The sequence below is a fragment of the Amycolatopsis sp. NPDC101161 genome, from assembly GCF_044768185.1.
Lineage (GTDB): Bacteria > Actinomycetota > Actinomycetes > Mycobacteriales > Pseudonocardiaceae > Amycolatopsis.
Window position 1 is genome coordinate 117,085 of record NZ_JBIWPI010000006.1, and the last position, 23,814, is coordinate 140,898.

Below are 23,814 nucleotides of genomic sequence, written 5' to 3' on the forward strand. Positions count from 1 at the left end.
ACGGCCACCGTTCGCGCCGAACGGTGGCACGCTGGAGGCATGACCCCGGACGACGATCCGACCGCAGACTTCCTCGACGGTGTCCGCGCCGAGGAAACGCCGTGGCGGCGCGACCGTCCGCCGGGGGAGCAGGCGCCGGAGCGCGCCGAGCGTCCTGAGAGGTGGGGCCGCGCGCGAGCGGCGGGCCGGGCGGCCGCCCAAGCCGCGCCCTACCTCCAGGCCGCGGCGCTCGTCGCGTGGCTGGCCAGTGGCGCCTTCGACGACGGTTCGGGCAATCAGAACGGCTGACGTGTTAAAGTCCGCGCCTTCCCGTGGGAAAGGCGAGCGATGAGGTTTCCGGCGTTCACCGTGACCGTGACCCGCGAGGCCGGCCAGTGGATCGCGAAGACGGCCGACGGCGTCGAAGCCGCGGGCGAGTTCAAGCGGTTCCCCGACGTCGATCCGGGCATGCGCAAGGTCATCGCGAACCTGACCGGCCTCCCGCCCGAGCGGTTCTTCCTCCGCTGGCGCTACGAGTTCGAGGACCAGGACGCCACCGATCTCGTCCTGCAGTACCAGGAAGCGCACCGGATCGCCGAGGACGTCGCCGAGTGGCGGGAAGGCGTCCGCGCCCGCCTGGTCGCCACGCTGAACGGCCGGCTCTCGCAACGCGCGATCGCCGACCTGCTCGGCCTGTCGCACCAGCGCGTCAACCAGCTCACGCGCGGCCCCGCACCCGAGGCGGCCGACGTGGTCAAGCCCGGCCGGTGGGTGCCGCTCTAGACCAGCCAGGCGGCCGAATCCGCGGGCAGCTTCCCGTCCACCAGCGGGCTGCTCGACAGCAGCACCTCACCCGGCGGCAGCGCGATCGGCGACGCCGACGTGTTCAGCGCACACACGAGCCCACCGCCCTTGCGCCGGAACGCGAAGCAGCCCGCCGGCGCGCCGTACCACTCCAGCTCCTCGCCGCCGAACGCCGGATGCGTCTTCCGCAGCTCGATCGCTTGCCGGTACAGGGAAAGCGTCGAATCGGCGTCCTCGATCTGCTTCTCGACCGTCAGCCCGGCCCACGCCGGCGGCATCGGCAGCCACGTCCGCGGGTTGCGCGAGAACCCGAACGGCGGCAGGTCGCCTTCCCACGGCAGCGGCACCCGGGAGACGTCGCGGCCGAACTCGGCCCCGCTCGTCTTCGCGCGCGGGTCGGCCATGTCGGCCGGCGCCAGCTCGACGTTCGCCAGCCCCAATTCTTCGCCGTTGTACAGGTACACCGCGCCCGGCAGCGCCAGCTCCACCAGGGCCATCGCCCGCGCGCGCCGCACGCCGGCCGCCCCGCCGCCGTAGCGGCTGACCTGCCGCCAGACGTCGTGGTTGCCGAGCGTCCAGGTCGCGGGGGCGCCCGTGCGGGCCGGCACCGCCAGGGAACGCTCGATGGCCGTGCGCATCGCGTCCGCGTCGAAGTGCGTCAGCACCAGGCGGAAGTTGAACGCCAGGTGCAGCTCGTCGGGCCGCAGGTAGCGGGACAGGCGCTCCTCGTCGGTCACCCAGATCTCGCCGACCGCCATCGCGTCCGGGAACTCGTCGAGCACCTTGCGGATCATCTGGTGGATCTCGTGGACGCCGTCGTGGTCCCAGCGCGGGTCGTAGTAGTGGCTCGGCCCGAGCGCGTCCGCGCGCGGGTCCATGTCCGGCAGGCCGGGCGGCTTGGCCATGCCGTGCGCGACGTCGATGCGGAAGCCGTCGACCCCGCGTTCGAGCCAGAACCGCAGCGTCCGCTCCAGGTCGGCGGCGACCTCGGGGTTGGTCCAGTTGAGGTCCGGCTGCTGCGGCGCGAACAGGTGCAGGTACCACTGCCCGTCCGGCACCCGGGTCCAAGCTGGGCCGCCGAACGCGCTGACCCAGTTGTTCGGCGGGTCCTCGCCCTTCGGGCCGACGCCGTCGCGGAAGATGTACCGGTCGCGTTCCGGGCTGCCCGGCGCGGCCGCCATCGCCGACTTGAACCAGGAGTGCTGGTTGCTGGTGTGGTTGGGCACGACGTCGACGGTGACCTTGATGTTGCGCTTGTGCGCCTCGGTCAGCAGCACGTCGAAGTCGCCGAGGGTGCCGAACATCGGGTCGACGTCGCGCGGGTCGGCGATGTCGTAGCCGTGGTCGGCCATCGGGGAGCGGTAGAACGGCGTCAGCCACAGCGCGTCCACGCCCAGCAGCTCCAAGTAACCGAGCCTGGAGTGGATGCCTTCCAGGTCTCCGACGCCGTCACCGTCCGAATCGGCGAACGAGCGCACGTAGACCTGGTAGAAGACGGCATCTCGCCACCAGGCGCCGGGTCTCATACGAAGCTGTTCATCATGCTGTGCGCCGCCATCTCCAGGTACGCCCAGAGCTGACCGCGGTACGGCTCTTCCAGGTTCTCCTCGTCGACGGCGATCCGGATGCAGCGCAGCCAGGCGTCGCGCTCGATCGGGCCGATCTTGAACGGCGCGTGGCGCATCCGCAGCCGCGGGTGGCCGCGCCGGTCGGAGTAGGTGTGCGGGCCGCCCCAGTACTGCATCAGGAACAGCCGGAAGCGCTCCTCGGCCGGGCCGAGGTCCTCCTCGGGGTAGAGCGGGCGCAGGACCTCGTCACGCGCGACTTCCTCGTAGAACCGCCCGACGATCCGGCGGAACGTGGGTTCGCCGCCCACCGCTTCGTAGAGGTTCGCCGGTTCGCTCACTGCAGACACGCCTTCCATTTTGCCCTTCCGGTACGGGTTCCCGACGCCCGGTCCCGCCCCTCGCCGGAAGGTCGCGAACCCGTTCCCCAGCGTAACCACCGCGGCCGGGTCGTGACGCACTTCACGAGCCGGCCGCGGGGTCCCGCTACTTCTCGATGGCGGGGGCCGCGGCGGGGAACAGGCGGCCGAGCGGGGGCTCGAAACCGGCCTCTTCCAGGGCCGCCAGCAGCTGGGCGCGCAGGGCCCGCTGGACGGCCCACTGCTTGCCCGGCCGGACCTTCACGGTCAGGCGCAGCTGCAGGCCCTCCGGCGTGACGCTTTCCACGCCCAGCATCTCCGGCGGCTCCAGCACGTTGTCCTTGAGCAGGTCGCTCTCGGTCGCCGTCGAGGCGGCTTCGGCGAGCACTGTGGACGCGCGCTCGACGTCGGCCGTGTAGCCGAGGGGGACGTCGACGACCGCGACGGCGAAGCCCTGGCTCGAGTTGCCGACGCGCAGCACCTCGCCGTTGCGGACGTACCAGACCGTGCCCTTGAGGTCGCGCAGCGTGGTGATCCGCAGGCCGACGGCCTCGACGGTGCCGGTCGCCTCGCCGATGTCGACGACGTCGCCGACGCCGTACTGGTCCTCGACCATCATGAAGATGCCGGACAGGAAGTCCTTCACGAGGTTCTGCGCGCCGAACCCGATCGCGACGCCGATGATGCCCGCCGAGGCGATGATCGGGCCGAGGTTGATGCCCAGCTCGCCCAGCACGAGGATGAACGCGAGTCCGTAGATCAGGAACGTGGCCATCGACTTCAGCACCGAGCCGATGGTCTGGGCACGCTGGCGGCGCCGTTCGATCACGGCGGAGCCGAGCACCTCGGGGGCCCGCTCACGCAGGGGACGCAGCAGGGCGGGGAGCTTCCCGCTGCCTCTGGGGAGCGTCGTGACGCGGTTGATCAGCCGTCTGACCATCAACCGCACGACGAACGCGATCACGATGATCATCAGGATCTTCAGCGGCTTGGTCAGCAGCCAGTTCGCCGAGCCCGCCAGCCACTCGTTGTTCGTCGCCAGATACACCTGGTGACAGAAGGTGCTCACGTCATCGACGCACGGCGGCTTGGTGGAGGGGAGCAGGGGAGACACGGGAGTTCGATCATCCTTCCGATCAGGTCGGTGAGCCCAACTGTAAGTGGATGTTGGGTCGCGCGGATGTGACACGTCTTGTAACACACGTGCGCTGGGGGCCTGTTCTGTGGTCGACTATGCCTACGCCCCTGGAGGTGGTCGAGTGCCAGACCGACAACCCAGCCCCCGCGGCGCCTCCGGCCAAGCCATGGCCGATGAGACGCCAGAGGTGGTCCTGCGCGCCTATCCGGGGGGTTCCGCATCCGGCGGAGCCGTCCCGGCCGGGCCGGGGAACCGCCCAGGGGGAGTTACCCGCCCGCCCGGACAGCGTAGTAGAGGCCGGGATCCGGCCGCCCCGGCCTGGGGCCGGCGCCGGGTGCTCCTGCTCAACGCCACTTTCGAGCCGCTGACCGCGCTACCGCTGCGGCGGGCCGTGGTGCTGGTGATGTGCGGCAAGGCCGAAGTGGTGCACGGCGACCCCGGCGGCATCGAGCTGCACTCGGCCAAGGTGTCGCTGCCGGTGCCCTCGGTGATCCGGCTCAGCACGTACGTGCGCGTGCCCTACCGGGCGCAGGTCCCGCTCACCCGCGCCGGGCTGATGCACCGCGACCGGTACCGCTGCGCCTACTGCGGGGGGCGGGCCGAGACGATCGACCACGTCATCCCGCGCAGCCGTGGCGGACCTCACGCCTGGACGAACTGCGTCGCCTGCTGCGCCAAGTGCAACCACCGCAAAGCGGACCGGCTGCTCTCGGAGATCGGCTGGCGGCTGCGCGTCGTCCCGCGGGCGCCCCACGGCCCGCATTGGCGGCTGCTCGCGCACTCCAAGGAGGCCGATCCGCTTTGGCGTCCGTATCTGGGCTCCGCCGCCTGACTCATCCTTCGGGGGCTCCGGGTGGCGGAGCCCCGATGAAGCAGCGGTCGGCCGGCTGACGGAGCCCCGGACATGCCGGCGCCCCGGCTGCCTGTGCGGCGGCCGGGGCGAGCCGGGTGCTGGCGCGTGTTCAGGTAGTGCGTGCGGCCCTGGAGTACGGGTCAGGCAGCGAGCGCGTAGTCGCTCTGGCAGGTGACGCGGGTCCCCATGGTGACGCGCGTGCCGCGGGTCACGCGGGTGCCTCGCGTGACGCGGGTGCCGCAGGTGACGCGCGTGCCCGCCGTGACGCGCGTGCCCATCGTGACCCGGGTGCCCCTGGTGACCCGCGTACCGCGGGTGACGCGCGTCCCGGCCGTCACCCGGGTGCCCGCCGTGACCCGCGTTCCCGCCGTCACCCGTGTACCCCGCGTGACGCGTGTACCCCGGGTAACCCTTGTGCCCGCCGTCACACGCGTTCCGGGCACGAATTCGGTGTCGCTGGGTGACGAGAAGGTCTCGGTGATCGCCTGTGCGGGGGTGTGGGCGCTGTTCATGGCAAGGCCTCCTGGGACCGGTGCGTTACCTGCTGGGGCTGGGGAGCGGGGCGCAAGGCCCGTACAGGTGAAAAAGCTACGAGGATTTCAAGGCTGCGACAAGACGACAGCGGCGGGTGCGGCCGCCTGTACGTTGAGTTGCAACCTTTCGGCCCGACGGTCTTCGCCCCAACGTTCCAGTCGCCGCGAGCCAAGCGGCGGACGGCACTCGGCTTACGACGAACGGTCGAGTGCGGCGCACGCGGTGGCCGCCGAGGTCATCCGATACGCTCAGCGCCGTGAACATCGTCGAGACGATCGTGGTCTTCGCCGTGATCCCGCTGGCCATCTACGGTCTCGCCGGGCTGCTGACGCTCCGGCGCAGGTCCGGTGGGGCCCCGCGGTACCGGTCCGGCCAGGCTTGGGAGTACCCGGCCATGTGGTGGAGCGCCAACCCCGAAGGGGTCGGCGCCGGGCACCGGCACGCCGGTGCCGAGAACAGCGCGCCCGAGGGCGCCCCGACCGCGGCGGGAGGCGCTCGTGGCAACTGGTGAGCTGACGAAGCGCGTCGACGAGTCCGAACTGGGCTACGGCGAGGCTCTGACGTCGAGCGGTCGCGTGTCGGCCGCCAAGATGTACGAGCCCGAGGCGCCGACGAGCCCCTTCAACACCCGCCAGCTGAGCCGCCTGGACGAGGCGCTGACGTTCGCGAGCCGCGAGACCGGCCTCGACTTCAGCCTGTACCTCGGCGAGCTGGGCCCGGACAGCCGGGCGGCGGCGGAGAAGCTGCACGCGACGACGGCGGACCCGGCGAACTCGGTCCTGATCGCGGTCTCGCCGGGCGAGAAGCTGATCGAGATCGTGACGGGCACGACGGCGCACGTCCGCCTCCCCGACCGCGGCTGCAAGCTGGCGGTGGCGAGCATGGTGGCGTCCTTCAAGGAGGGCGACCTGGTTCGCGGGCTGGTCAACGGCCTGGTGAACGCGCTGCGCATGCTGTCCGACCAGGCGGGCCCCGCGCCCCGCTGACGTAGCGACGAAAAGGGCCCCGCACCAGCCGGTGCGGGGCCCTTTTACGTCCGATCAGGCCTGCGCGTCGAAGTCCCGCGCCGCCAAAGCCCGCACGATCCCCGCCCGGCCCTCGGAAACCAACCGCCGCAGAGCCTGCGAGTGCTCGCCCTTCAGCCACTCGTCCGAAGCCGACACCGTCCCCGGGTCCACCGCCCACGACGGGTACAGCCCGATCGCGATCGGCTGCGCGCGCTCACTGGACCGGCGCTGCCACACCTCGTCGATCACCTCGAAGTACTTGGCCACGTACGAGCCCAGCAGCGCCTTCTGGCCCGGGTGCGAGAAGCCCGAGATCAACGAGTCGCTGACCGCGTTCGGCAGCTCGTCGTCGTACACCGCGCGCTGCCACGCGTCCGCCTTGGCCTCCGCCGTCGGACGCAACGCCCGTGCTCGCTCCGCCTGGCGGCGACCGGTCGCCGTGTTGTCGCGGGCCAGCTCGGCGTCGATCTCGGAAGCCGCCGCCTTGCCGTGCGCGACCAGCGCGTGCAGCAGGCGCCAGCGCAGGTCCGTGTCCACCGTCAGCCCGGGGAGCGGCGCCGACCCGTCCAGCCAGCCGGCCACCACGTCCAGCGTCGCCGCGTCCAGCACCGACCCGGAGAGGGAGTTGACGAACGCCAGCTGGTGGTCCGAACCCGGCTCGGCGCCGTGGACCAGCTCCAGCAGCCGCGCCGTGAACGCCGGCCAGCCGGTCGAGGCCGCCCACTCCTGCTCGGCGTAGGAGTTCAGCGCCGTCTGGGCCTGCAGCAGCAGCCGCTGGACCACGCCGACCTCGGTCTCCGTGTGGATGCCGCGCTGCACCAGCGTGACGAAGTCGCGGGCCTTCAGCTCGGCCTCGCGCGTCATCTCCCACGCCGCCGACCAGCACAGCGTCCGCGGCAGCGGCTCGGTGATGTCGGCGACGCGGTCGATCAGCGTCGTCAGCGACGCCGGGTCGAGCCGCATCGTGCAGTACGTCAGGTCGTCGTCGTTGACCAGCACGAGCTTGCCCGCGGGCCGGCCGACCAGGTCGGGCACCCCGGTGCGCTCGCCGTCGACGTCCAGCTCGACGCGCTGGGTGCGGACGATCTTGCCCGCGCCGTCCTCGTCGTAGATCCCGACGGCGACGCGGTGCGTGCGCAGCTCACCGGCACCCGGCTTCGCGCCCGACTGCACGACGGCGAACGAGGTGAACGTCCCGTCCGCGCCGACCTCGTAGCGCGGGCTGAGCGAGTTCAGCCCGGTCGTCTCCAGCCACTGCGCGCTCCACCAGGACAGGTCGCGCCCGGACGCCTCTTCCAGCGCGCCCAGCAGGTCGGCCAGGGTCGCGTTGCCCCAGGCGTGCTTGCCGAAGTACACCTTCAGGCCGTCGAGGAAGTGGTCCAGCCCGACGTAGGCGACGAGCTGCTTGAGCACGCTCGCGCCCTTGGCGTAGGTGATGCCGTCGAAATTCACCTCGACCGCGTGCAGGTCGACGATGTCGGCCGCGATCGGGTGCGTCGAGGGCAGCTGGTCCTGCCGGTAGGCCCACGACTTCTCGATGTTCGCGAAGCTGGTCCACGCGTTCTTGTACTCGGTCGCCTCGGCCTGGGCCAGGACGCTCGCGAACGTCGCGAACGACTCGTTCAGCCACAGGTCGTCCCACCAGCGCATGGTGACCAGGTCGCCGAACCACATGTGCGCCATCTCGTGCAGCAGCGTCTCGGCCCGCCGCTCGTAGGCGTAGCGGGTGACGCGGCTGCGGAAGACGTAGTCCTCCAGGAACGTCACCGCGCCGGCGTTCTCCATCGCGCCCGCGTTGAACTCCGGCACGAACAGCTGGTCGTACTTGGAGAACGGGTAGGGCGTGCCGAACTTCTCGTGGTAGAAGCCGAAGCCCTGCTTGGTCTCGGTGAACAGCTTGTCCGCGTCCATGTGCTCGGCCAGCGACGCGCGGCAGTAGATGCCCAGCGGGATCGTCTTGTGCTCGTCGGCGTACTCGTCGCGCCACTCGGCGTACGGGCCGGCGATCAGCGCGACCAGGTAGGTCGAGAGCTGCTCGGACTCCTTGAACACCGTCCGGACGGCGCCTTCGGGCGTCTCCTCGGTGGACTCGGCGGCGGTGTTCGAGATGACCTTCCAGTCCTTCGGCGCGATCACGGTGAGCCGGTAGACGGACTTGAGGTCGGGCTGGTCGAAGCAGGCGAACATGCGCTTGGCGTCGGCCGTCTCGAACTGCGTGTACAGGTAGACGCCGTCGTCGACCGGGTCGACGAACCGGTGCAGGCCCTCGCCGGTGTTCATGTACCGGCAGTCGGCGGTGACCGTGAGCTCGTTCGCCTCGGCCAGGGCGGCGAGCGCGATGCCCTTGTCTTCGACGTACGCGCTGACGTCGACGTCCGCGCCGTTCAGGGTGGCCGAGTGCACGCGGTCGGCGACGAGGTCGACCCACGTGTCTTCGCCGGCCCGGGCGCTCGAGAACCGGACGGTCGTCGTCGACGCGAAGGTCTTCTCCCCGGGACCGCCGTGGCCGTCGGTGAGGTCCAGCTCGATGTCGTATCCGGTGACTTCGAGCAGGTCCGCGCGCAGCTTGGCTTGGTCGCGGGTCAGGTTGGGGGCGGGCACAGGCACCTCTGGTCGTTGGTATCGGTTTTCAACTCCCCGCATCCAATCATGGGGACGGGGTGACGGGCGATAAGGGAACAAGCCCGCGTCCGCGGGTGTTGGCCCGCTGTGAGGGGGTTGTGCCCACCCCCGGGACCTGACCTGACTTCGCACAGGAGTGCCTGATGACCGCTGCCGAGCAGCCCACGAAGGTCGACTTCTACTTCGACCCGATCTGCCCCTTCGCCTGGATCACCTCGCGCTGGATCCTGGAGGTGGAGAAGCACCGCAACCTGGACCTGCACTTCCGGATCATGAGCCTGTCGGTGCTCAACGAGGGCCGCGACGAGCTGCCGGAGAAGTACAAGGAGTCGCTGGCGCAGGGCTGGGGCCCGGTGCGCGTGGCGGTCGCGCTGTCCCAGCTCAAGGGCGAAGAGGTGCTGCGCGACTACTACACCGAGTTCGGCACCCGCTACCACAACCAGGACAACAAGGACCGCGACGCGGTGATCAAGGAGGCCCTGGCCGCCATCGGCGCGCCGGCCGAGCTGTACGACGCCGCGCACTCCACCGAGTACGACGAGGCCCTGCGCAAGAGCCACCACGAGGGCATGGACCCGGTCGGCATGGACGTCGGCACCCCGACGATCCACATCGACGGCGTGGCGTTCTTCGGCCCGGTGCTCAGCTCGATCCCGCGCGGCGAAGACGCCCTGAAGGTGTTCGACGGCGCCGTCGCGCTGTCCAGCTACCCCGACTTCTTCGAGCTCAAGCGCACCCGCAGCGGCGAGCTCAACTTCGGCTGAGCTGATTCCGGCTAAGGCGTCGCGAGGGCGGCCAAGGTGACGTCGCTGGGGTAGCGGGAGGCTGCCACGGCGGCCACCTCGGTCGTCTCGCCGCGGCCCATCGCCGCCTTCAGCGCGATCAGCTCGTGCAGGCCGTGGCGGTGGTAGCGGACGAAGTCGGCGTCGACCGGGTCGCCGTGGCCGGGCACGATCACCCGCGGCCGCAGCTCGAGGAGCCGGTCGAAGGTGTCCGGCCAGGCGGTCAGGTCCGATTCGGCGCTGAAGGAGAACGCGCTGAAGCCGTGTTCGGCGTTCTCGACGATGTCGCCCGCGAAGAGCACGTCCACGTCCGGCACGTGCACGACGACGTCGTGGTCGGTGTGGGCGCGGCCGGGGTGCAGCAGGACGGCCGTCCGGCCGCCGAGGTCGAGCTCGGTGCGGTCGGTGAACAGGTGGTCGGGCACCACGAACGTGGTGCGCGCGATGGCGTCGGCGGTCTCCGCTTTGCCCTGTTCGCGGTAGTAGGCGATCCACTTGGCCCGGGCGTCTTCCGCGTACTCGGTCAGCTCGGCGCGGCAGCCTTCGTGCGCCCAGACGGCGCAGGGCGTGAACCGCTCGGTGCCCCAGGTGTGGTCGAAGTGCGCGTGGGTGAAGACGACCGACCACGGCAGCGGCGTCAGCTCGCGGACCGCCGCCGCCAGCTCGGCGCCCTGCTCGAGGTCGCCGCGGGTGTCGACGACCAGGCAGCGGTCGGCGCCGACGACCAGCCCGACGGTCAGGTCCAGCTCCTCGTAGCGGCGCGCGTGCACGCCGTCGGCGACCTCGATCCAGCGGCCGGTCATGCCAGTACTCCTTCACCCATCATCGGGGCAGCATCGCTCACGTCGAGCAGGGAAGCCAGTGCGACGTCGCCGCCGTGGCCCGCCTCGGTGAGCTCGCGTCCGGAGACGCACGCCGCCAGGGCGTCGACGTCCACCGACCGGGCGGCGAGCGCGGCTTCCGGGGACAGCGAACGGCCCAGCCCGGCGAGCGCGGCGGCGATCGCGCCCGCGCCCACCTGGTCTTCGACGCAGGGCCGCAGCGGCCCGAACGTGTCGCCGCGGCCGGAGATGTCCACGCCCCAGCGTTCCCCGGCGGCGATGAGCCCGACCGGGCCGCCCAGCTCGTGCGCCTTCGCGGCGACGGCGGAGGCGTTGCGCAGGCAGCCCGCGAGGACGTGCGCGCCGGTCGCCGCGGCGGCGTCGCACAGCGTGGCGCCGTTGGGCGAGGGCAGCGCGAGCAGTGTCCCGGGCGGGATTTCCGTCACAGAAGACGGCCTGAGGGTGAACGCGCCCTCGCCCGCGACCACCGCGCCGGCCGCCCGCGCCCGAGCCACTCCGCGTTCGTCGCGCCACCGGACCGGCAGCACGCGCCCGCCGCGGCCGACCACGAGATCCGTGGTGGTGCCGAAGGAAAGCACGTCGACGACGACCAGCACGGCGCATTCCCGGCCGAGCGCGGCGACGCCTTCGCCGCCCCAGTCGAGCCGGACGTCGTACCCGGTCTGCTCCCAGATCCCCACCCCCCGGAGCATGCCCGAAACCGGACCTGATGGCAGACTCCAGCCGTGCGTGTCTACTTGGGATCCGACCATGCCGGTTTCGAGCTGAAGAACCACCTGGTGGCTCACCTGGAGAAGCAGGGCCACGAGGTCACCGACATCGGCCCGCGGGTCTACGACGCGGCCGACGACTACCCGGCCTACTGCGTCGAGACGGCGCTGCGCGTCGTGGCCGACGAGGGCAGCCGCGGCATCGTGGTCGGCGGTTCGGGCAACGGCGAGCAGATCGCCGCCAACAAGGTGCCCGGCGCGCGGTGCGGCCTCGCGTGGAGCATCGAGACCGCCCAGCTGTGCCGGGAGCACAACCACGCCCAGCTGATCGGCGTCGGCGCCCGGATGCACACCGTCGAGCAGGCCACCGAGATCGTCGAAGCGTTCCTGGCGACCGAGGTCTCGCCGGAGGAGCGGCACGCCCGCCGCGTCCAGCAGCTGCTCGACTACGAGCGCACCGGGAAGCCGCCGGCGCTGCCGGAGGCCTGATGCCCGAGGGGCACACGCTCCACCGGCTCGCGCGGCTGCACAAGCGCCGGTACGCCGGCGCCCCGGTCGCGGTGAGCAGCCCGCAGGGCCGGTTCGCCGCCGAAGCGTCCCGTTTGGACGGCCGGGTGTTCGCCGGCGCCGAGGCGTACGGCAAGCACCTCTTCCACGACTACGGCCCGGCCGGGATCGTGCACATCCACCTGGGCCTCTACGGCACGTTCGGCGAGTCCCCGCTGCCCGCGCCGGAGCCGGTGGGGCAGGTCCGGCTGCGGCTGGCCGGACGGACGCACTGGACGGACCTGCGCGGCCCGACGCGCTGCGAGCTGCTTTCGCCGGACCAGGCCGACGCGATCAAGGCGCGCCTCGGGCCCGACCCGCTGCGCCGCGACGCGAAACCGGAGCAGGCGTGGGCGCGCATCTCGCGCTCGAAGACGTCGATCGCGGCGCTGCTGATGGACCAGGCCGTGCTGGCCGGCGTCGGCAACGTGTACCGCGCCGAGGTGCTGTTCCGCCACGGCGTCGCGCCGCTGACGCCGGGCCGCGCGCTCGACCGCGCGCTGTGGGACGACATGTGGGCCGACCTGGTGGTCCTGATGCGCGACGGCGTCCGCGTCGGCCGCATCGACACGGTCCGGCCCGAGCACCTGCCGGAGGCGATGGGCCGCGCGGCGCGGGTGGACCGCCACGGCGGCGAGGTCTACGTCTACCGGCGCGCGGGCGAACCGTGTCTGGTGTGCGGGACGCCGGTGGCGAACTCGGAGCTGGTGGGCCGCAACCTCTACTGGTGCCCCACCTGCCAGCCGGCCTGAAAACGCTCGTGAGTGGGAAACAGGGCTAGAACCCTGTTTCCCACTCACGAGGGGTCAGAAGTCGAAACCGCCGCCGTCGAAGCCCCCACCATCGAAGCCGCCGCCATCGAAACCGCCGCCGCCCCAGTCTCCGCCGCCCGCGTCTCCGCCGCCGAAGTCGCCTCCGCCGTCACCGCCGCCGAAGTCGTCGCCACCGCCCATGTCGCCGGACTCGAGTGCGTCCTGCTGGCCCGCGTCGTAACCCGACTCCCAGGCCGACGCGCTGGCGATGCCGCTCATGCCGGAGAACATCGCGCTGAACAGGAACATCGACCCGAGGCCCCAGGCGCCGGCGACGAGCGCGGGCTTCCACCACGGCTCGCTGTACCAGCCCTGCGGCACCGGCCGCCCGGCCACGCGGCCGCCCGGGTAGTAGTACGGCGTGTCCTGCCCGGCCTCGGGCGAGGCCGAGTAGTGCTGGCCCTCGACGTCGACGTCCCGCCGTTCGGTGACCTTGCCGGCGCGCTCGCGCTCGGCCTCCTCCGGCAGCTGCGGGCCGGGGTCCATGCCCATCGCGACCCGCGCGGCGCGGACGTAGTAGAGGCCTTCGACGGCGGTGTCCTTGACCAGCCGGGCCTGCTCGATCGTGCGGGCCTGCTCCAGCTGCGAGCCGGCGGCGTTGTAGCGCTCGCTCGCGTCGGCCATCGCCTGCATCGACGCGGTGTCGTTGCCGTTGAGGTTGAGGACCTGGCCGCCGAGCCGCTCGACCAGGCGCCGGGCGTCGGCCTTGGCGTCGTCGAGCTCCCGCTGCCGGGCCGCGGCGCGCTGCCGCGAGAAATAGAGGCCGCCACCGACGATCACGACGACGAGCACGATCAGGAAGATCGCGGTGCCCATGGACCACTCCCAGAAGTTCGGGGCTCGGTGACCGGAAGTCACCTTTGATTCGGACAACGCGGACGTTACGCGGAGGGTTCCCGGCGAGTGATCCGGCACACCGTCAGAGCTGGCCGAGGAAACTAGAACACGTTATAGTTCGACACCATGAAGTTCACCCTGTCGATCGCGATGAACCCCCTCGATCAGCTGGGCGAGCTCGCCCGGGCCGCCGAAGAGGCCGGCTTCGCCTCCATCGCCCTGCCGGACTCGCTCTTCTACGCCGAAACGGTGGACACGGACTACCCGTACACCCCCGACGGCAGCCGGTTCTGGACCGCGGAGACCCCCTGGGTGGACCCGCTCGTCGCGACCGCCGCGATGGGCGCGGTCACCAGCCGGATCCACTTCTACACGTCCGTGCTCAAGCTCGGCTCGCGCAACCCGGTGCTGCTGGCGCGTCAGGTCGGCTCGGCGTCGGTGCTCACCGGCGGCCGGTTCGGCCTCGGGCTCGGCGTCGGCTGGCTGCCGCAGGAGTTCGAGTACTGCGGCGTCCCGTTCGAGCGGCGCGGCAAGCGCGTCGACGAGGCCATCGACGTCCTCCGGCTGATCCTCGACGGCGGGATGGTCGAATACCACGGCGAGTTCTACGACTTCGACAAGATCCAGATGAGCCCGGCGCCGCCTACGCGGGTGCCGTTCTACATCGGCGGCCACACCGAAGTCGCGCTGAAGCGCGCCGCCCGGGTCGCCGACGGCTGGTCCTCGGCGATGATGAAGCTCGAAGAGCTGCGCGACACCATCGCGCGGATCAAGGAACTGCTGGCCGAGCGTGGCCGCGCCGACGATCCGTTCGAGTACCAGGCCGTCTGCATCGACAAGTTCGGCCTCGACGGCTACCGCGAGCAGGCCGAGGTGGGCGTCACCGACATCATCACCATGCCGTGGGTGTTCGACGGCGTCGGGTTCGACGCGCCGATCGAGCCGAAGCTCGAGTCCATCCGCAAGTTCGGCACCGAAATCATCGCGAAGTTCGAGGAGTGACGGGCATGGGCGTGCAGGTCAGCTGGGACACGGCGGCAGAACAGCCGCCGGCGCGGCGCGCGGCGTTCGCGTCGATGACCGCGGTGGCGGCGGGGGACAAGGAGGCCTGGCTGGACCTGTTCGCCCCCGACGGCGTCGTCGAAGACCCGGTCGGGCCGTCGTTCTTCGACGAGGAGGGCAAGGGGCACCACGGCCGCGACGGGATCAGCGCGTTCTGGGACAAGACGATCGGCAACGTCGAGCGCTTCGAGTTCACCATCCGCGACTCCCACGCGGCGGGGGACGAGTGCGCCAACGTCGGCACGATCACGACCTACCTGCCGGGCGGCTACCGCGTCGACACCGACGGGGTGTTCGTCTACCGCGTCGGCGAGGACGGCCTGATCACGTCGATGCGCGCGTTCTGGGAGACCGAACGCGCGATGGCGACGGCCCGGCAGGTGACGGAGTAGCGTCCCGGCCAGCGGAAACCAATTTTCATATCTGATACATGATCTCTTGACCTCCGGTTAGGTAGGACTCTTTACTAACTGGTGTAGACCTCCGATGTCTCCACCAGGGAGCAAGCATGTCCTTCCTTCGGCGCACGGCGGTCGCGGCGGCCGCGTTCGCGCTCGCGGCCAGCGGCACCGTACTGAGTCAAACCCCGGCTTCCGCCTTGGAAAACGGGCTCCTGCGCACCCCGCCGATGGGGTTCAACAACTGGAACTCGACGCAGTGCAAGGCCGACTTCAACGAGGCGATGATCCGGGGTATCGCCGACATCTTCGTGAGCAAGGGGCTCAAGGACGCCGGCTACACCTACGTCAACATCGACGACTGCTGGGCGCTGCCGGACCGCGACGCGAAGGGCGACCTCGTCCCGGACCCGGCGCGCTTCCCGCACGGCATCAAGGCGCTCGCCGACTACGTCCACGGCAAGGGGCTGAAGTTCGGCATCTACACCAGCGCCGGCACGCACACGTGCAACAAGGCGGGCTTCCCCGGCGCGCTCGGCCACGAGCAGCAGGACGCGAACCTCTTCGCTTCCTGGGGCGTCGACTACCTGAAGTACGACAACTGCAACAACCAGGGTGTCGACGCGCAGCAGCGGTACAAGGCGATGCGGGACGCGCTCGCGAAGTCCGGCCGCGCGATCGCGTACTCGATCTGCGAATGGGGCCAGAACAAGCCGTGGACGTGGGCGGCGCCGGTCGGCAACCTCTGGCGCACCACCGGTGACATCTCCGACAAGTGGTCGAGCATGATCGGCAAAGCTCAGACGAATCGCGGGCTCGCGCAGTACGCCGGCCCCGGGCACTGGAACGACCCGGACATGCTGGAGGTCGGCAACGGCGGCATGACCGCGGCCGAGTACCGCACGCACTTCAGCCTCTGGGCGATGATGGCCGCGCCGCTGCTCATCGGCAGCGACCTGCGCAAGGTGTCCGACGACAGCTTCTCGATCCTGAAGAACACCGACGTGATCGCGCTGGACCAGGACCCGCTGGGCAAGCAGGCGACCGTGCTGAGCTCGAACGGCGGCCTGGTCGTCTACAGCAAGGTGCTCGCGAACGGCGACCGCGCGGTGGCGCTGTCCAACGAAACGGCGGCGACGGCGACGATCAGCACCTCCGCGTCGGCGACCGGGATCGGCAGCGCGTCGTCGTACACGCTGAAGGACCTGTGGAGCAAGGCGGTCCGCACGACTTCGGGGTCGATCAGCGCGTCGGTGCCCTCGCACGCGACGGTGCTCTACCGCGTGTCCCGCGCCGGTGGTGCGACGCGCTACGAGGCCGAGTCGGCTTCGCTGTCGGCGGGCGGCACGGTGGACTCGAACCACGCGGGCTTCTCGGGAACGGGCTTCGCGAACGGCGCCAACGCGGCGGGTAGCTACGTCGAGTGGCAGGTGACGGGCCCGGCATCGACGCTGACGTTCGGCTACGCGAACGGCACGACGGCGGCGCGCCCGGTCGACCTCACGATCGACGGAACGGTGGTGGCGACGGGGGTGCAGTTCCCGCCGACCGGCGCGTGGACGACGTGGAGCACGGTTTCGCGGTCGGCGGCTTTGGGCGCGGGCCCGCACACGGTCCGCCTCACGGCGACGACCGCGGACGGCCCGGCGAACCTGGACTACCTGGACGTTTCGCCGTAGCGCGGGGAGTTGCGGAGTTCCGGGCGAAGCGGGCATAGCGCCGGCTTCGCCCGGAACCCGTTCGCCGCCGGGGTGTCCCGCGGCTGGCGCTTACCTGGCCGAGCCGCGGGAGTCGTAGGCCGCGCGGGCCTTCTCTACTTCATCGAGGTTGGGCGACCACTCGGCGAGGCTGGCGAACAGCGGCCCCAGGCTGCGGCCCAGCTCGCTGATCTCGTACTCGACCCGCGGCGGCACCTCCGCGTGGTAGGTGCGCACGACCAGGCCGTCGCGTTCGAGCTGCCGCAGCCGCTGGGTGAGCACCTTCGGCGTGATGGTGGCGATGCGGCGTTCGAGCTCGACGAACCGCTGGCGGCCGTATTCGTTGAGCGTCCACAGGATCGGCGTGGTCCACCGGCTGAAGACGATGTCGACCACGGGGGCGATCGGACAGGCCAGCTCGGGTGTGGTTCCGGTCACTTTCGGGCCTCCAGCCATTACTTTCCTCTAGGTACCTACTATACGTCGGAATGTAGCGTCGTCGGCATGATCGTTGTCACGGGAGCTACAGGCAATGTCGGACGGCCGTTGGTGGAGGCGCTGGCGGCGGCGGGTGAAGAGGTGCGGGCGGTGTCCCGCAGCGGGCCGATCTCGGCCGACTTGACGGACGCGGCGTCGTTGCGTCCGGTGTTCTCCGGTGCGTCGGCGGTGTTCCTGCTGCTGCCACCGGGTTTCCAGGGGCCGTTGGAGCCGGTGCTGGACGAGGCCGCCGGGGCTCGGGTGGTGTTGTTGTCGTCGCAGGGCGTCGGAACGGGCCGCCACCCGGCGTTCTTCGAGGACGCGGTACGGGCGTCGGGTCCGGAGTGGACGATCCTGCGTCCGGGCGGGTTCGCGTCGAATGCGTTCCAGTGGGCGGAAAGCGTGCGTACGTCCCGAGTTTTGGCGGCGCCGTTCGGCGACATCGGGTTGCCGGTGATCGACCCGTCGGACATCGCCGCGGTGGCAGCGGCGGCGCTCTTGGACGCCTCACACGCGGGTCAGACGTACGAACTGACGGGGCCCGCATCGGTGACGCCCCGCGACCAGGCGGCGGCGATCGGCGAGGCGCTGGGGGAGCCGGTGCGGTTCGTCTCGCAGACCCGCGAGGAAGCGTTCGCGGCGATGACGGGGTTCATGCCACCCGAGGTGGCGGAGGCAACGCTGGACATCCTGGGGACGCCGTCGCCGGCGGAGCAGCGGGTGAGTCCGGACGTATCACGGGTACTGGGCCGCCCTCCGCGTCCGTTCGCGGAGTGGGCCGCCCGCAACGCGGTGGCGTTCAAGTGAGCAACTTGTCCTATGTAGACACCGGAACGGGCGCGCCGGTGGTGTTCCTGCACGGCAACCCGACGTCGTCCCATCTGTGGCGCAACGTGATTCCCGGGGTGCCGGGACGCAGATTGGCCCCGGACTTGATCGGCATGGGGTCCTCGCCAAGGCCACCCATCGACTACACGTTCGCCGACCACGCGCACTACTTGGAGGAGTGGTTCGACGCCCTGTCGTTGGACAACGTGGTCTTGGTGGGCCACGACTGGGGCGGAGCGCTGGCGGCGGACTGGGCATCCCGGCACCCTTCGCGGGTCCGCGCCTTGGCGTTCACGGAGGCGGTCTTGAAGCCGATGACGTGGGAGGAGTTCCCACCGGCGGGAGCGGAGGTGTTCCGCGCGCTCAAGACCCCGGGAGCGGGCGAGCCGATGATCGACATGTTCCTGAAGTCGCTCCCACCGGAGTACGAAGGCATGTACCCGACCCCGGAGTCCCGAATCCCGCTGCTGCGCTGGGCCCGTTCGATGCCATTGGACGGCGAGCCGGAGTCGGTGGTGTCCCGCATCGAGGAGTTCGACGGCTGGCTGGCGTCCTCGCCGGATGTGCCAAAGCTCCTGATCACGTTCGACCCGGGCCCGGACACGATGCTGACCCCACCGATGATCGACTGGATGACATCGAACTTCGCGGGGTTGAAGGTGGCCCACCACCCGGTGGAGGCGGGCCACCACACGCCGGAGGACCAACCGAAGCGAATCGCGGAGACGCTGACGAACTGGTTGACGGCCGGCTTGGAGTAGCCGCCGAATCGGCGGTCCTGAAAAACGCGGGTCTCGGCATCCGATCACATCAAAGGCTGCTGGGACGGGGTTCCTGCATCGTGTAAACACGAAGGACCCAGGTCTGCGTAACGGGCACGGGCGGCGAGTACGGCTGCGGCGGTCAGTGGAACGACATCCGCGACTAGCGCCAGCGTCGACGCACCCCCGGGTGGGGTGGTCGAGCGGTCGGCGCACGATTACCGGACCTGGCTGCACAACCTGTTCATCGACCTGGCGATGCGTGCGGGCGCACCGGACCCCAAGCTGCTGGCGCAGCAGTTGGTGGTGTTGTTCGACGGCGCGGGGATCGCTGCGTGGATGGATCGGGATCCCGGAGTCGATGCCGCTACGCGCGCCGTGGCGGCGCTGCTGGTCGAACAGGCCATCCCGCACTAGGGCGTGTGACGGGACGTACGAGCGGATGTTTCAGACGGTGCGCGATTCGCTGCCCTCGGATGATCCTGCGGTGATGGCGTTGTTGTCGGTGGACTCGACCAGCGTGCGGGCACATCAGCATGCGGCGGGAGCACGTTTCAGTGGGCCGGAGGTCCTCACCGAGGGCGGCAGCGAATGGTGCCGCCGCTGGCGCCCGTGTCGCGCCGAACGCGGCCAGTTCCGCCTTCTGGCCGCCGCCGGCCGGGTGGTGTTCCGGCGGTGATCCGCTCGGGGCACGCGAGCGCTGCCGATCACCTTCTCAGTGGCAGAAGCGCGCCTTCCCCGATCATTCCCGAGTGGACAGCTTTCGTGCTTTGCACGGTACAGACGGCCGCCGTCGCTTGGCGAGCGGGCGAGCGGGCAGCCGGCCGGCGCCGGAATCCGAGCTGACCAGGCAGGCGTTCGACCTGCTGTCCACCGGCCTGGACTACCCCGCGGGGCCGGCGGTCACCGATCGCGCGCACCAGCTGTTCCCGGTCCGGCGAACGATGTCCGCACTCGTGGCTCCGGGAGGTGCCGAAGCCGCGGACCGGGGTCAGGTGATCGGGACGTCGGCACGTCCGTGCGGCGAGTGCCCCGCCCGGTGGCGGCCCGCCGCCCGCGGCTGCCTGGCCGGTTGCTCGCCCGGGACGGCGAAAGTCCGGTCGAACTGCCAGAACGCCTGGGTCGGCGGTACCGGGTCCGCCTTCACTCGCCTGGCCTGGCGAAGCGGCTGCGTCGGCGGCTCGGGGTTCGCCCTCGGCGACGGGGCCTTCTGCTCCTTCGTCGGCACCCCCGCGTACCGCAGCCGTGGCAGCAGGTGCTCCTGCTTCATGATCACGCTGTGCGGTGCGACGTACGCGTGTTCGCCGATTTCGGCGCCGTACAACGGGACCGTGCCGTGGGCGAGGGTCGAATGGGCACCCACGTGGACGTGGTCGATCTTCAGGACGCGGTCCTCGAACGTGTGGGCCTGGAACATCGCGCTCACCGTCGCCCCGTCGCCGAAGTGCAGCATGTCGGGGTCGACGACCTGGGCGAAACCCTCGCCGAGCACGACGCGCTTGCCGATGGTCATGCCCATGCGGCGCAGGTACAGCGGCAGCATCAACGTCCCTTCGAAGGCCGACAGCACGCCGGAAGCGATGACACCCCAGGCGACGTAAAGAAAATCCCACCGGCTGCACCAGCAGGACCACAACGGATGCACGCCCGGCTTGACCCGGCCGAGCAGGCCCCACTTCAACGCGAGCACGATCAGGCACGGCAGGATCGCGCTCGCCAGCGTGACGACGGCGGCGCCCGGGAAGAGAACGGCAGGAAGCGGTAGAGTCCTTGCGACGTAAGCGATTCCGGCGAACCACGCCGTCATGACGGCCAGGGGGACGACCGGCAGCGCGAACCGCAGCCACTCCCAGAACACCCGCGTGACGACCCGCGCGAACGACGGGTCGTGGGTGAGGGCGCGGTCGGTTTCCACGATTTCCCGGCGCGGCAGCAACATCGGCGGGTGGCCGAACCACGACGTGCCGGGCTGCATGACGCGGTCGTCGGCGACCGTGCAGACGCCGATCAGGATGTCCGGGGGGAGGCGTTGCCCGGCCGGGATGACGGCGTGGTTGCCGAGGAAGGTGTCGTGGCCGAGACGGACCGGTGCCAGGGCGACCGTGCCCTGCTGGATCCGGGGCCCGCCGAGGTAGATGCCGTCGGCGAAGAACGTGTCCGGGCCGATTTCGACCAGCTCCGGGACGACGTCGATGATCGTGCTGATCTCGCAGCCGCGCCCCACCTTCATCCCCGCCCAGCGCAGCCACACCGGCCAGAACAGCCCACCGGACAGCCAGTTCCCGGCCGTGGTGACCAGATTCGTCTTCAGCCCGATCCGGATGTAGGCGAGGCTCCAGCGGCTGATGACGCCGTCGCCGACACGGCCGAGCAGCCGTGCGCTGAGCGCCTCGCACCACACCGACACCAGCAGCGACAGGCAGGTCGCCACCGCGAGGACGAGCAGGAACTCCAGGTGTGCCCACGGCCGGGTGAGCGCGTCGAGCAGCGACGGGTACGTGACGTCGAAGGTCAGCACGAGCGCGATCATGACCGCCGAGAACGGGAGGGCGAACAGCCAGGCGAAGGCCGCCCGCGCCGCGATGGTCGCGAGCCCGTGCGCGAACGGCGAGAGCATGCTGCCCGAGACGACCGGGACCGGGGCGCGGGGTGCCGGGCCCGCGTCGTGCGCTGGGACGCCGTCCCAGCGGCGCCCGTCGGGCACCGCGGTCCCTGACGGCAGCGAGGACAACGCGGCCAGCCAGGATCCGCGGCCGAGCCGGGTGTTCGGGGACATGCCCGCGCGGACGTCGACGGTGGCCCCGCCCGCGACGGTGACCCGCCCGATCGTCAGGTGCCCCTCGGACAGCTGGACCAGGCCGAGCGAGGCGTCCTGGGCGATGGTGGCGTCGTCGCCGAGGTCGAGCAGGTCCCAGCCGCCCTGCACGACGTCGACGCCGCGGTGGATGTGCACGCGCTTGCCGATCCGGGCGCCGAGCGAACGCAGGGCGATGTTCTGGAACTCGGTGCCGGCGATGGTTCCCCACGGCACGAACCGCAGCAGGTGCCGCACGATCCACAGCCGCAGGTGGAACCCGCTCCACACCGGCACCCGGGTCGGCTCGAACTTGCCGATGAGCACCCGTTTCGCGCGGACGGCGAGGAACACGGCCACCGGCGTCCAGCCGAACCCGGCCACCAGCGCCGCGATCGGGAGCAGGACGATCAGCGGGACCAGCCCGATCCGCTCGGCCAGCCAGGGGAGTGCGACGAACACGGCCAAGTACCCGATCGGCGCGGCGATCGCCAGCTCGGCCAGCAACCAGGCCGCCTGCGCCGCGGTGACGGCGATCGCGCCGTGCGACGGTGCCGCGACCGCGTCCAGCTCGTCGTGGAGCGCAGGGGCCGCGAGCTTCGCGAGCCCGGACACGGTGCGGGCGCTGTAGACGTCCCGGACGGCGATGGCCTCGGTGAGCGGGTTGGCGCGCAGCTTCGAGATGAGCATCGCCGCCTGCAGCGAGCTGCCGCCGAGGTCGTCGAAGAAGTCGTCGTCGGCGCCGATGTCCGCGGTCCCGAACACTTCGCGCAGGGCGTCGGCGATGAACTCCTCGGTCGCGGTGCCGGCGGTCTTGACGGCGTGGCGCCGCCCGGTGGCCAGGACCGGCAGGTCGTCGCGGCGCAGCTTGCCGCCGGCGCTGCGCGGCAGCGTGTCCGCCGCCCCGAAGACCGCCGGGATCATGTAGGCGGGCAGGGCGGCGCGCAGGTGGTCCTTGAGCGCGGCCGGATCCGGCATGGCGCCGTCCGGCACCAGGTGCGCGGCGATGACCTGGCCCGCCCCTTCGCCCTGGACCCGGCATGCCGCCTCCCGCACGCCCGGGAACCGCGCCAGCGACGCCTCGATCGCCTCCAGCTCGATCCGGTAGCCGCGCAGCTTGACCTGGGAGTCGATGCGGCCGTGGTAGAACAGCGTGCCGTCCGGTTCCGCGTGCACGAGGTCGCCGGTGCGGTAGAGCCGCCCGAGCCGCGGGTGCCGGGGGAACTTCTCCGCCGTCAGCTCCGGCTTGCCGTGGTAGCCCAGCGCCAGGCCCGGGCCGCTCATGCACAGCTCGCCCTTCTCCCCGGGCTTGACGGGCTGCAGCCGTTCGTCGAGCACCCAGGCCCGCATGCCGGGCACCGGCTTGCCGATGGCGACGGGCTTTCCGGGCTCGACGTCGGCGCGCAAGCAGGTCACCGTGCACTCGGTCGGCCCGTAGCCGTTGACCATCCGGCGGCCCGGCGCCCAGCGCTCCGCGACGTCGGCGGGCAGCGCCTCCCCGCCGACGTAGAGCAGGCGCAGGTCGGGCAGCTCCCGCCGCGGGTCCTCGCACGCGGTCGCGCGCAGCAGGGTCGGCGGCGGGCACAGCACGGTGACGCGCTCGCGCCGCAGCCAGGGCACCAGGTCGGGACCCAGGCGCGCGGTCTCGTCGTCCATCACCACGACGGTGGCGCCGCACGCCCACGCCATCCACGCTTCCTCGACCGAGGAGTCGTAGGCCGGGGAGGAGCCCTGCGCGACGCGGTCGCCGGGGCCGAGCCGGAACTCCGCGACGTCCGAGCGGATCAGGTTGACCACCCCGCGGTGCCCGACGAGCACACCCTTCGGCTTGCCGGTGGTGCCCGAGGTGTAGATGACGTAGGCCAGCCCCGGCGGCGCCGCAGGTGCGATGACTGCCCGGGCCGGGGGCTCCGCCGGTCCGTCGACGCGCTGCACCGCGCCGGTGTAGCCGGCCCGCGCGGCCCGTTCGTGCCCGGCCCGGTCGGTGACGAGCAACGCCGGCGCGGCGTCGCCGAGGATGTGGGCCAGCTGCTCGTCGGGGAACGAGGGGTCGAGGCAGACGTAGGCCGAACCGGACCGCAGGACGCCGAGTTGCGCCAGGTAGAGGTCCTCGGTCGCGCGGGACAACAGGATCGCGACGATCCCCGGCCGCCGCACGGCCTGGTGCACCGCGCGCGCCACGGCCGAGGACCGCCGGTGCAGGTCGCCGTAGGTGACGGTGCGCCGGGGCCGGCCACCGGACGGCGGGAGGTCGACGGCGACCGCGTCCGGCCACCGCCGGGCCGACTGCTCGAAGAACTGGTGCAGGAGGGCGGGTTCGGCAGCTTCTCGGGGAGTCCGGGCGGCGGAGCCCCCGGCCCGGGGCGGAGCCCCGGGTGTCACGGCCGGCTGGAGCGCCTCGCTCACC

The 23,814-nt window shown here is 71.1% G+C and carries 25 protein-coding genes; 15 read left to right on the forward strand and 10 right to left on the reverse strand.

The window, feature by feature from the left end; genetic code table 11:
• Positions 1 to 39: 39 nt before the first annotated feature.
• Entirely contained in the window at positions 40 to 288 is a 249-nt protein-coding gene (locus ACIRSS_RS39035; RefSeq protein ID WP_400904229.1) for a hypothetical protein, read from the forward strand.
• Positions 289 to 327: 39 nt separating this feature from the next.
• Positions 328 to 762, forward strand: coding sequence for a hypothetical protein (locus ACIRSS_RS39040; RefSeq protein ID WP_400904230.1), 435 nt, complete (start codon positions 328 to 330; stop codon positions 760 to 762).
• Here the strand turns inward: ACIRSS_RS39040 and ACIRSS_RS39045 are convergent.
• The 3 genes from ACIRSS_RS39045 to ACIRSS_RS39055 form a co-directional block, all read right to left on the reverse strand.
• Complete coding sequence (locus ACIRSS_RS39045; protein WP_400904232.1) at positions 759 to 2,309, reverse strand: glycoside hydrolase family 13 protein; 1,551 nt, start codon at positions 2,307 to 2,309, stop codon at positions 759 to 761. The genes ACIRSS_RS39040 and ACIRSS_RS39045 overlap by 4 nt on opposite strands.
• Complete coding sequence (locus tag ACIRSS_RS39050) at positions 2,306 to 2,689, reverse strand: globin (protein WP_400905856.1); 384 nt, start codon at positions 2,687 to 2,689, stop codon at positions 2,306 to 2,308. Before ACIRSS_RS39050 ends, ACIRSS_RS39045 begins: the two co-directional genes overlap by 4 nt.
• A gap of 145 nt (positions 2,690 to 2,834) precedes the next feature.
• A complete protein-coding gene (locus ACIRSS_RS39055; RefSeq protein WP_400904233.1) occupies positions 2,835 to 3,821 on the reverse strand; it encodes a mechanosensitive ion channel family protein in 987 nt (328 codons plus the stop codon).
• Positions 3,822 to 4,179: 358 nt separating this feature from the next.
• Between ACIRSS_RS39055 and ACIRSS_RS39060 the strand changes: the two genes are divergently transcribed.
• Positions 4,180 to 4,677 carry an HNH endonuclease gene (locus ACIRSS_RS39060; protein WP_329044121.1) on the forward strand — a complete coding sequence of 166 codons (498 nt, stop codon included), beginning with the start codon at positions 4,180 to 4,182 and terminating at the stop codon, positions 4,675 to 4,677.
• A 161-nt stretch (positions 4,678 to 4,838) separates the two neighbouring features.
• On the opposite strand, the gene ACIRSS_RS39065 is transcribed toward ACIRSS_RS39060, so the two are convergent.
• Entirely contained in the window at positions 4,839 to 5,210 is a 372-nt protein-coding gene (locus tag ACIRSS_RS39065) for a hypothetical protein (RefSeq protein WP_364455740.1), read from the reverse strand.
• 278 nt (positions 5,211 to 5,488) lie between these two features.
• On the opposite strand from ACIRSS_RS39065, the gene ACIRSS_RS39070 reads away from it, so the two are divergent.
• Both ACIRSS_RS39070 and ACIRSS_RS39075 read left to right on the forward strand, forming a co-directional pair.
• The gene (locus tag ACIRSS_RS39070; RefSeq protein ID WP_400904235.1) at positions 5,489 to 5,743 is read left to right on the forward strand and encodes a hypothetical protein; all 255 of its coding nucleotides are present in this window, start codon (positions 5,489 to 5,491) and stop codon (positions 5,741 to 5,743) included.
• Positions 5,730 to 6,218: a DUF5130 family protein gene (locus ACIRSS_RS39075; protein WP_400904237.1), complete on the forward strand. Its 489-nt coding sequence runs from the start codon at positions 5,730 to 5,732 to the stop codon at positions 6,216 to 6,218. Before ACIRSS_RS39070 ends, ACIRSS_RS39075 begins: the two co-directional genes overlap by 14 nt.
• A gap of 54 nt (positions 6,219 to 6,272) precedes the next feature.
• On the opposite strand, the gene pepN is transcribed toward ACIRSS_RS39075, so the two are convergent.
• On the reverse strand, positions 6,273 to 8,840 hold the full coding sequence (pepN, locus tag ACIRSS_RS39080; protein ID WP_400905859.1) for an aminopeptidase N: 2,568 nt from the start codon (positions 8,838 to 8,840) through the stop codon (positions 6,273 to 6,275).
• Between the two features lie 164 nt (positions 8,841 to 9,004).
• Between pepN and ACIRSS_RS39085 the strand changes: the two genes are divergently transcribed.
• Complete coding sequence (locus tag ACIRSS_RS39085) at positions 9,005 to 9,625, forward strand: DsbA family protein (RefSeq protein WP_400904239.1); 621 nt, start codon at positions 9,005 to 9,007, stop codon at positions 9,623 to 9,625.
• Positions 9,626 to 9,636: 11 nt separating this feature from the next.
• On the opposite strand, the gene ACIRSS_RS39090 is transcribed toward ACIRSS_RS39085, so the two are convergent.
• Together ACIRSS_RS39090 and ACIRSS_RS39095 are read right to left on the reverse strand one after the other, a co-directional pair.
• Positions 9,637 to 10,446: an MBL fold metallo-hydrolase gene (locus ACIRSS_RS39090; protein ID WP_400904241.1), complete on the reverse strand. Its 810-nt coding sequence runs from the start codon at positions 10,444 to 10,446 to the stop codon at positions 9,637 to 9,639.
• Positions 10,443 to 11,165 (reverse strand): 2-phosphosulfolactate phosphatase, encoded by a 723-nt coding sequence (locus ACIRSS_RS39095; RefSeq protein WP_400904243.1) that lies wholly within the window; start codon positions 11,163 to 11,165, stop codon positions 10,443 to 10,445. The genes ACIRSS_RS39090 and ACIRSS_RS39095 overlap by 4 nt, the downstream gene beginning before the upstream one ends.
• Positions 11,166 to 11,210: 45 nt before the next feature.
• On the opposite strand from ACIRSS_RS39095, the gene ACIRSS_RS39100 reads away from it, so the two are divergent.
• Positions 11,211 to 11,684, forward strand: coding sequence for a ribose-5-phosphate isomerase (locus ACIRSS_RS39100; RefSeq protein WP_400904245.1), 474 nt, complete (start codon positions 11,211 to 11,213; stop codon positions 11,682 to 11,684).
• A complete protein-coding gene (locus ACIRSS_RS39105; RefSeq protein ID WP_400904246.1) occupies positions 11,684 to 12,493 on the forward strand; it encodes an Fpg/Nei family DNA glycosylase in 810 nt (269 codons plus the stop codon). Before ACIRSS_RS39100 ends, ACIRSS_RS39105 begins: the two co-directional genes overlap by 1 nt.
• A 54-nt stretch (positions 12,494 to 12,547) precedes the next feature.
• Here ACIRSS_RS39105 and ACIRSS_RS39110 read toward each other — a convergent pair whose 3' ends face one another.
• Positions 12,548 to 13,369, reverse strand: coding sequence for a hypothetical protein (locus ACIRSS_RS39110; protein ID WP_400904247.1), 822 nt, complete (start codon positions 13,367 to 13,369; stop codon positions 12,548 to 12,550).
• A 147-nt stretch (positions 13,370 to 13,516) separates the two neighbouring features.
• Between ACIRSS_RS39110 and ACIRSS_RS39115 the strand changes: the two genes are divergently transcribed.
• The 3 genes from ACIRSS_RS39115 to ACIRSS_RS39125 all read left to right on the forward strand — a co-directional run bounded on the left by ACIRSS_RS39115 (position 13,517) and on the right by ACIRSS_RS39125 (position 16,529).
• Entirely contained in the window at positions 13,517 to 14,392 is an 876-nt protein-coding gene (locus ACIRSS_RS39115; RefSeq protein WP_400904249.1) for an LLM class F420-dependent oxidoreductase, read from the forward strand.
• A gap of 5 nt (positions 14,393 to 14,397) precedes the next feature.
• Complete coding sequence (locus ACIRSS_RS39120) at positions 14,398 to 14,844, forward strand: nuclear transport factor 2 family protein (protein ID WP_400904250.1); 447 nt, start codon at positions 14,398 to 14,400, stop codon at positions 14,842 to 14,844.
• Between the two features lie 116 nt (positions 14,845 to 14,960).
• Positions 14,961 to 16,529: a carbohydrate-binding protein gene (locus ACIRSS_RS39125; protein WP_400904252.1), complete on the forward strand. Its 1,569-nt coding sequence runs from the start codon at positions 14,961 to 14,963 to the stop codon at positions 16,527 to 16,529.
• 90 nt (positions 16,530 to 16,619) lie between these two features.
• Here ACIRSS_RS39125 and ACIRSS_RS39130 read toward each other — a convergent pair whose 3' ends face one another.
• Entirely contained in the window at positions 16,620 to 17,003 is a 384-nt protein-coding gene (locus ACIRSS_RS39130; RefSeq protein WP_400904254.1) for a winged helix-turn-helix transcriptional regulator, read from the reverse strand.
• A 48-nt stretch (positions 17,004 to 17,051) separates the two neighbouring features.
• Between ACIRSS_RS39130 and ACIRSS_RS39135 the strand changes: the two genes are divergently transcribed.
• The 4 genes from ACIRSS_RS39135 (at position 17,052) to ACIRSS_RS39150 (ending at position 19,292) form a co-directional block, all read left to right on the forward strand.
• Complete coding sequence (locus tag ACIRSS_RS39135; protein WP_400904256.1) at positions 17,052 to 17,831, forward strand: NAD(P)H-binding protein; 780 nt, start codon at positions 17,052 to 17,054, stop codon at positions 17,829 to 17,831.
• Positions 17,828 to 18,613, forward strand: a complete 786-nt coding sequence (locus ACIRSS_RS39140; protein ID WP_400904258.1) for a haloalkane dehalogenase — start codon at positions 17,828 to 17,830, stop codon at positions 18,611 to 18,613. The genes ACIRSS_RS39135 and ACIRSS_RS39140 overlap by 4 nt, the downstream gene beginning before the upstream one ends.
• A gap of 195 nt (positions 18,614 to 18,808) precedes the next feature.
• Complete coding sequence (locus ACIRSS_RS39145) at positions 18,809 to 19,030, forward strand: hypothetical protein (protein WP_400904259.1); 222 nt, start codon at positions 18,809 to 18,811, stop codon at positions 19,028 to 19,030.
• 37 nt (positions 19,031 to 19,067) lie between these two features.
• The gene (locus ACIRSS_RS39150) at positions 19,068 to 19,292 is read left to right on the forward strand and encodes a hypothetical protein (protein WP_400904261.1); all 225 of its coding nucleotides are present in this window, start codon (positions 19,068 to 19,070) and stop codon (positions 19,290 to 19,292) included.
• 312 nt (positions 19,293 to 19,604) lie between these two features.
• Here the strand turns inward: ACIRSS_RS39150 and ACIRSS_RS39155 are convergent, their stop codons facing one another.
• The gene (locus tag ACIRSS_RS39155; protein ID WP_400904263.1) at positions 19,605 to 23,813 is read right to left on the reverse strand and encodes an amino acid adenylation domain-containing protein; all 4,209 of its coding nucleotides are present in this window, start codon (positions 23,811 to 23,813) and stop codon (positions 19,605 to 19,607) included.
• Position 23,814 lies beyond the last annotated feature (1 nt).

Bases quoted from the DNA above. Each gene is read 5' to 3' on its own strand.
- ACIRSS_RS39035 (WP_400904229.1), top strand. From the start codon at position 40: ATGACCCCGGACGACGATCCGACCGCAGACTTCCTCGACGGTGTCCGC.
- ACIRSS_RS39040 (WP_400904230.1), top strand. From the start codon at position 328: ATGAGGTTTCCGGCGTTCACCGTGACCGTGACCCGCGAGGCCGGCCAG.
- ACIRSS_RS39045 (WP_400904232.1), bottom strand. From the start codon at position 2,309: ATGAGACCCGGCGCCTGGTGGCGAGATGCCGTCTTCTACCAGGTCTAC.
- ACIRSS_RS39065 (WP_364455740.1), bottom strand. From the start codon at position 5,210: ATGAACAGCGCCCACACCCCCGCACAGGCGATCACCGAGACCTTCTCG.
- ACIRSS_RS39085 (WP_400904239.1), top strand. From the start codon at position 9,005: ATGACCGCTGCCGAGCAGCCCACGAAGGTCGACTTCTACTTCGACCCG.
- ACIRSS_RS39090 (WP_400904241.1), bottom strand. From the start codon at position 10,446: ATGACCGGCCGCTGGATCGAGGTCGCCGACGGCGTGCACGCGCGCCGC.
- ACIRSS_RS39105 (WP_400904246.1), top strand. From the start codon at position 11,684: ATGCCCGAGGGGCACACGCTCCACCGGCTCGCGCGGCTGCACAAGCGC.
- ACIRSS_RS39110 (WP_400904247.1), bottom strand. From the start codon at position 13,369: ATGGGCACCGCGATCTTCCTGATCGTGCTCGTCGTCGTGATCGTCGGT.
- ACIRSS_RS39115 (WP_400904249.1), top strand. From the start codon at position 13,517: ATGAAGTTCACCCTGTCGATCGCGATGAACCCCCTCGATCAGCTGGGC.
- ACIRSS_RS39120 (WP_400904250.1), top strand. From the start codon at position 14,398: ATGGGCGTGCAGGTCAGCTGGGACACGGCGGCAGAACAGCCGCCGGCG.
- ACIRSS_RS39125 (WP_400904252.1), top strand. From the start codon at position 14,961: ATGTCCTTCCTTCGGCGCACGGCGGTCGCGGCGGCCGCGTTCGCGCTC.
- ACIRSS_RS39130 (WP_400904254.1), bottom strand. From the start codon at position 17,003: ATGGCTGGAGGCCCGAAAGTGACCGGAACCACACCCGAGCTGGCCTGT.
- ACIRSS_RS39135 (WP_400904256.1), top strand. From the start codon at position 17,052: ATGATCGTTGTCACGGGAGCTACAGGCAATGTCGGACGGCCGTTGGTG.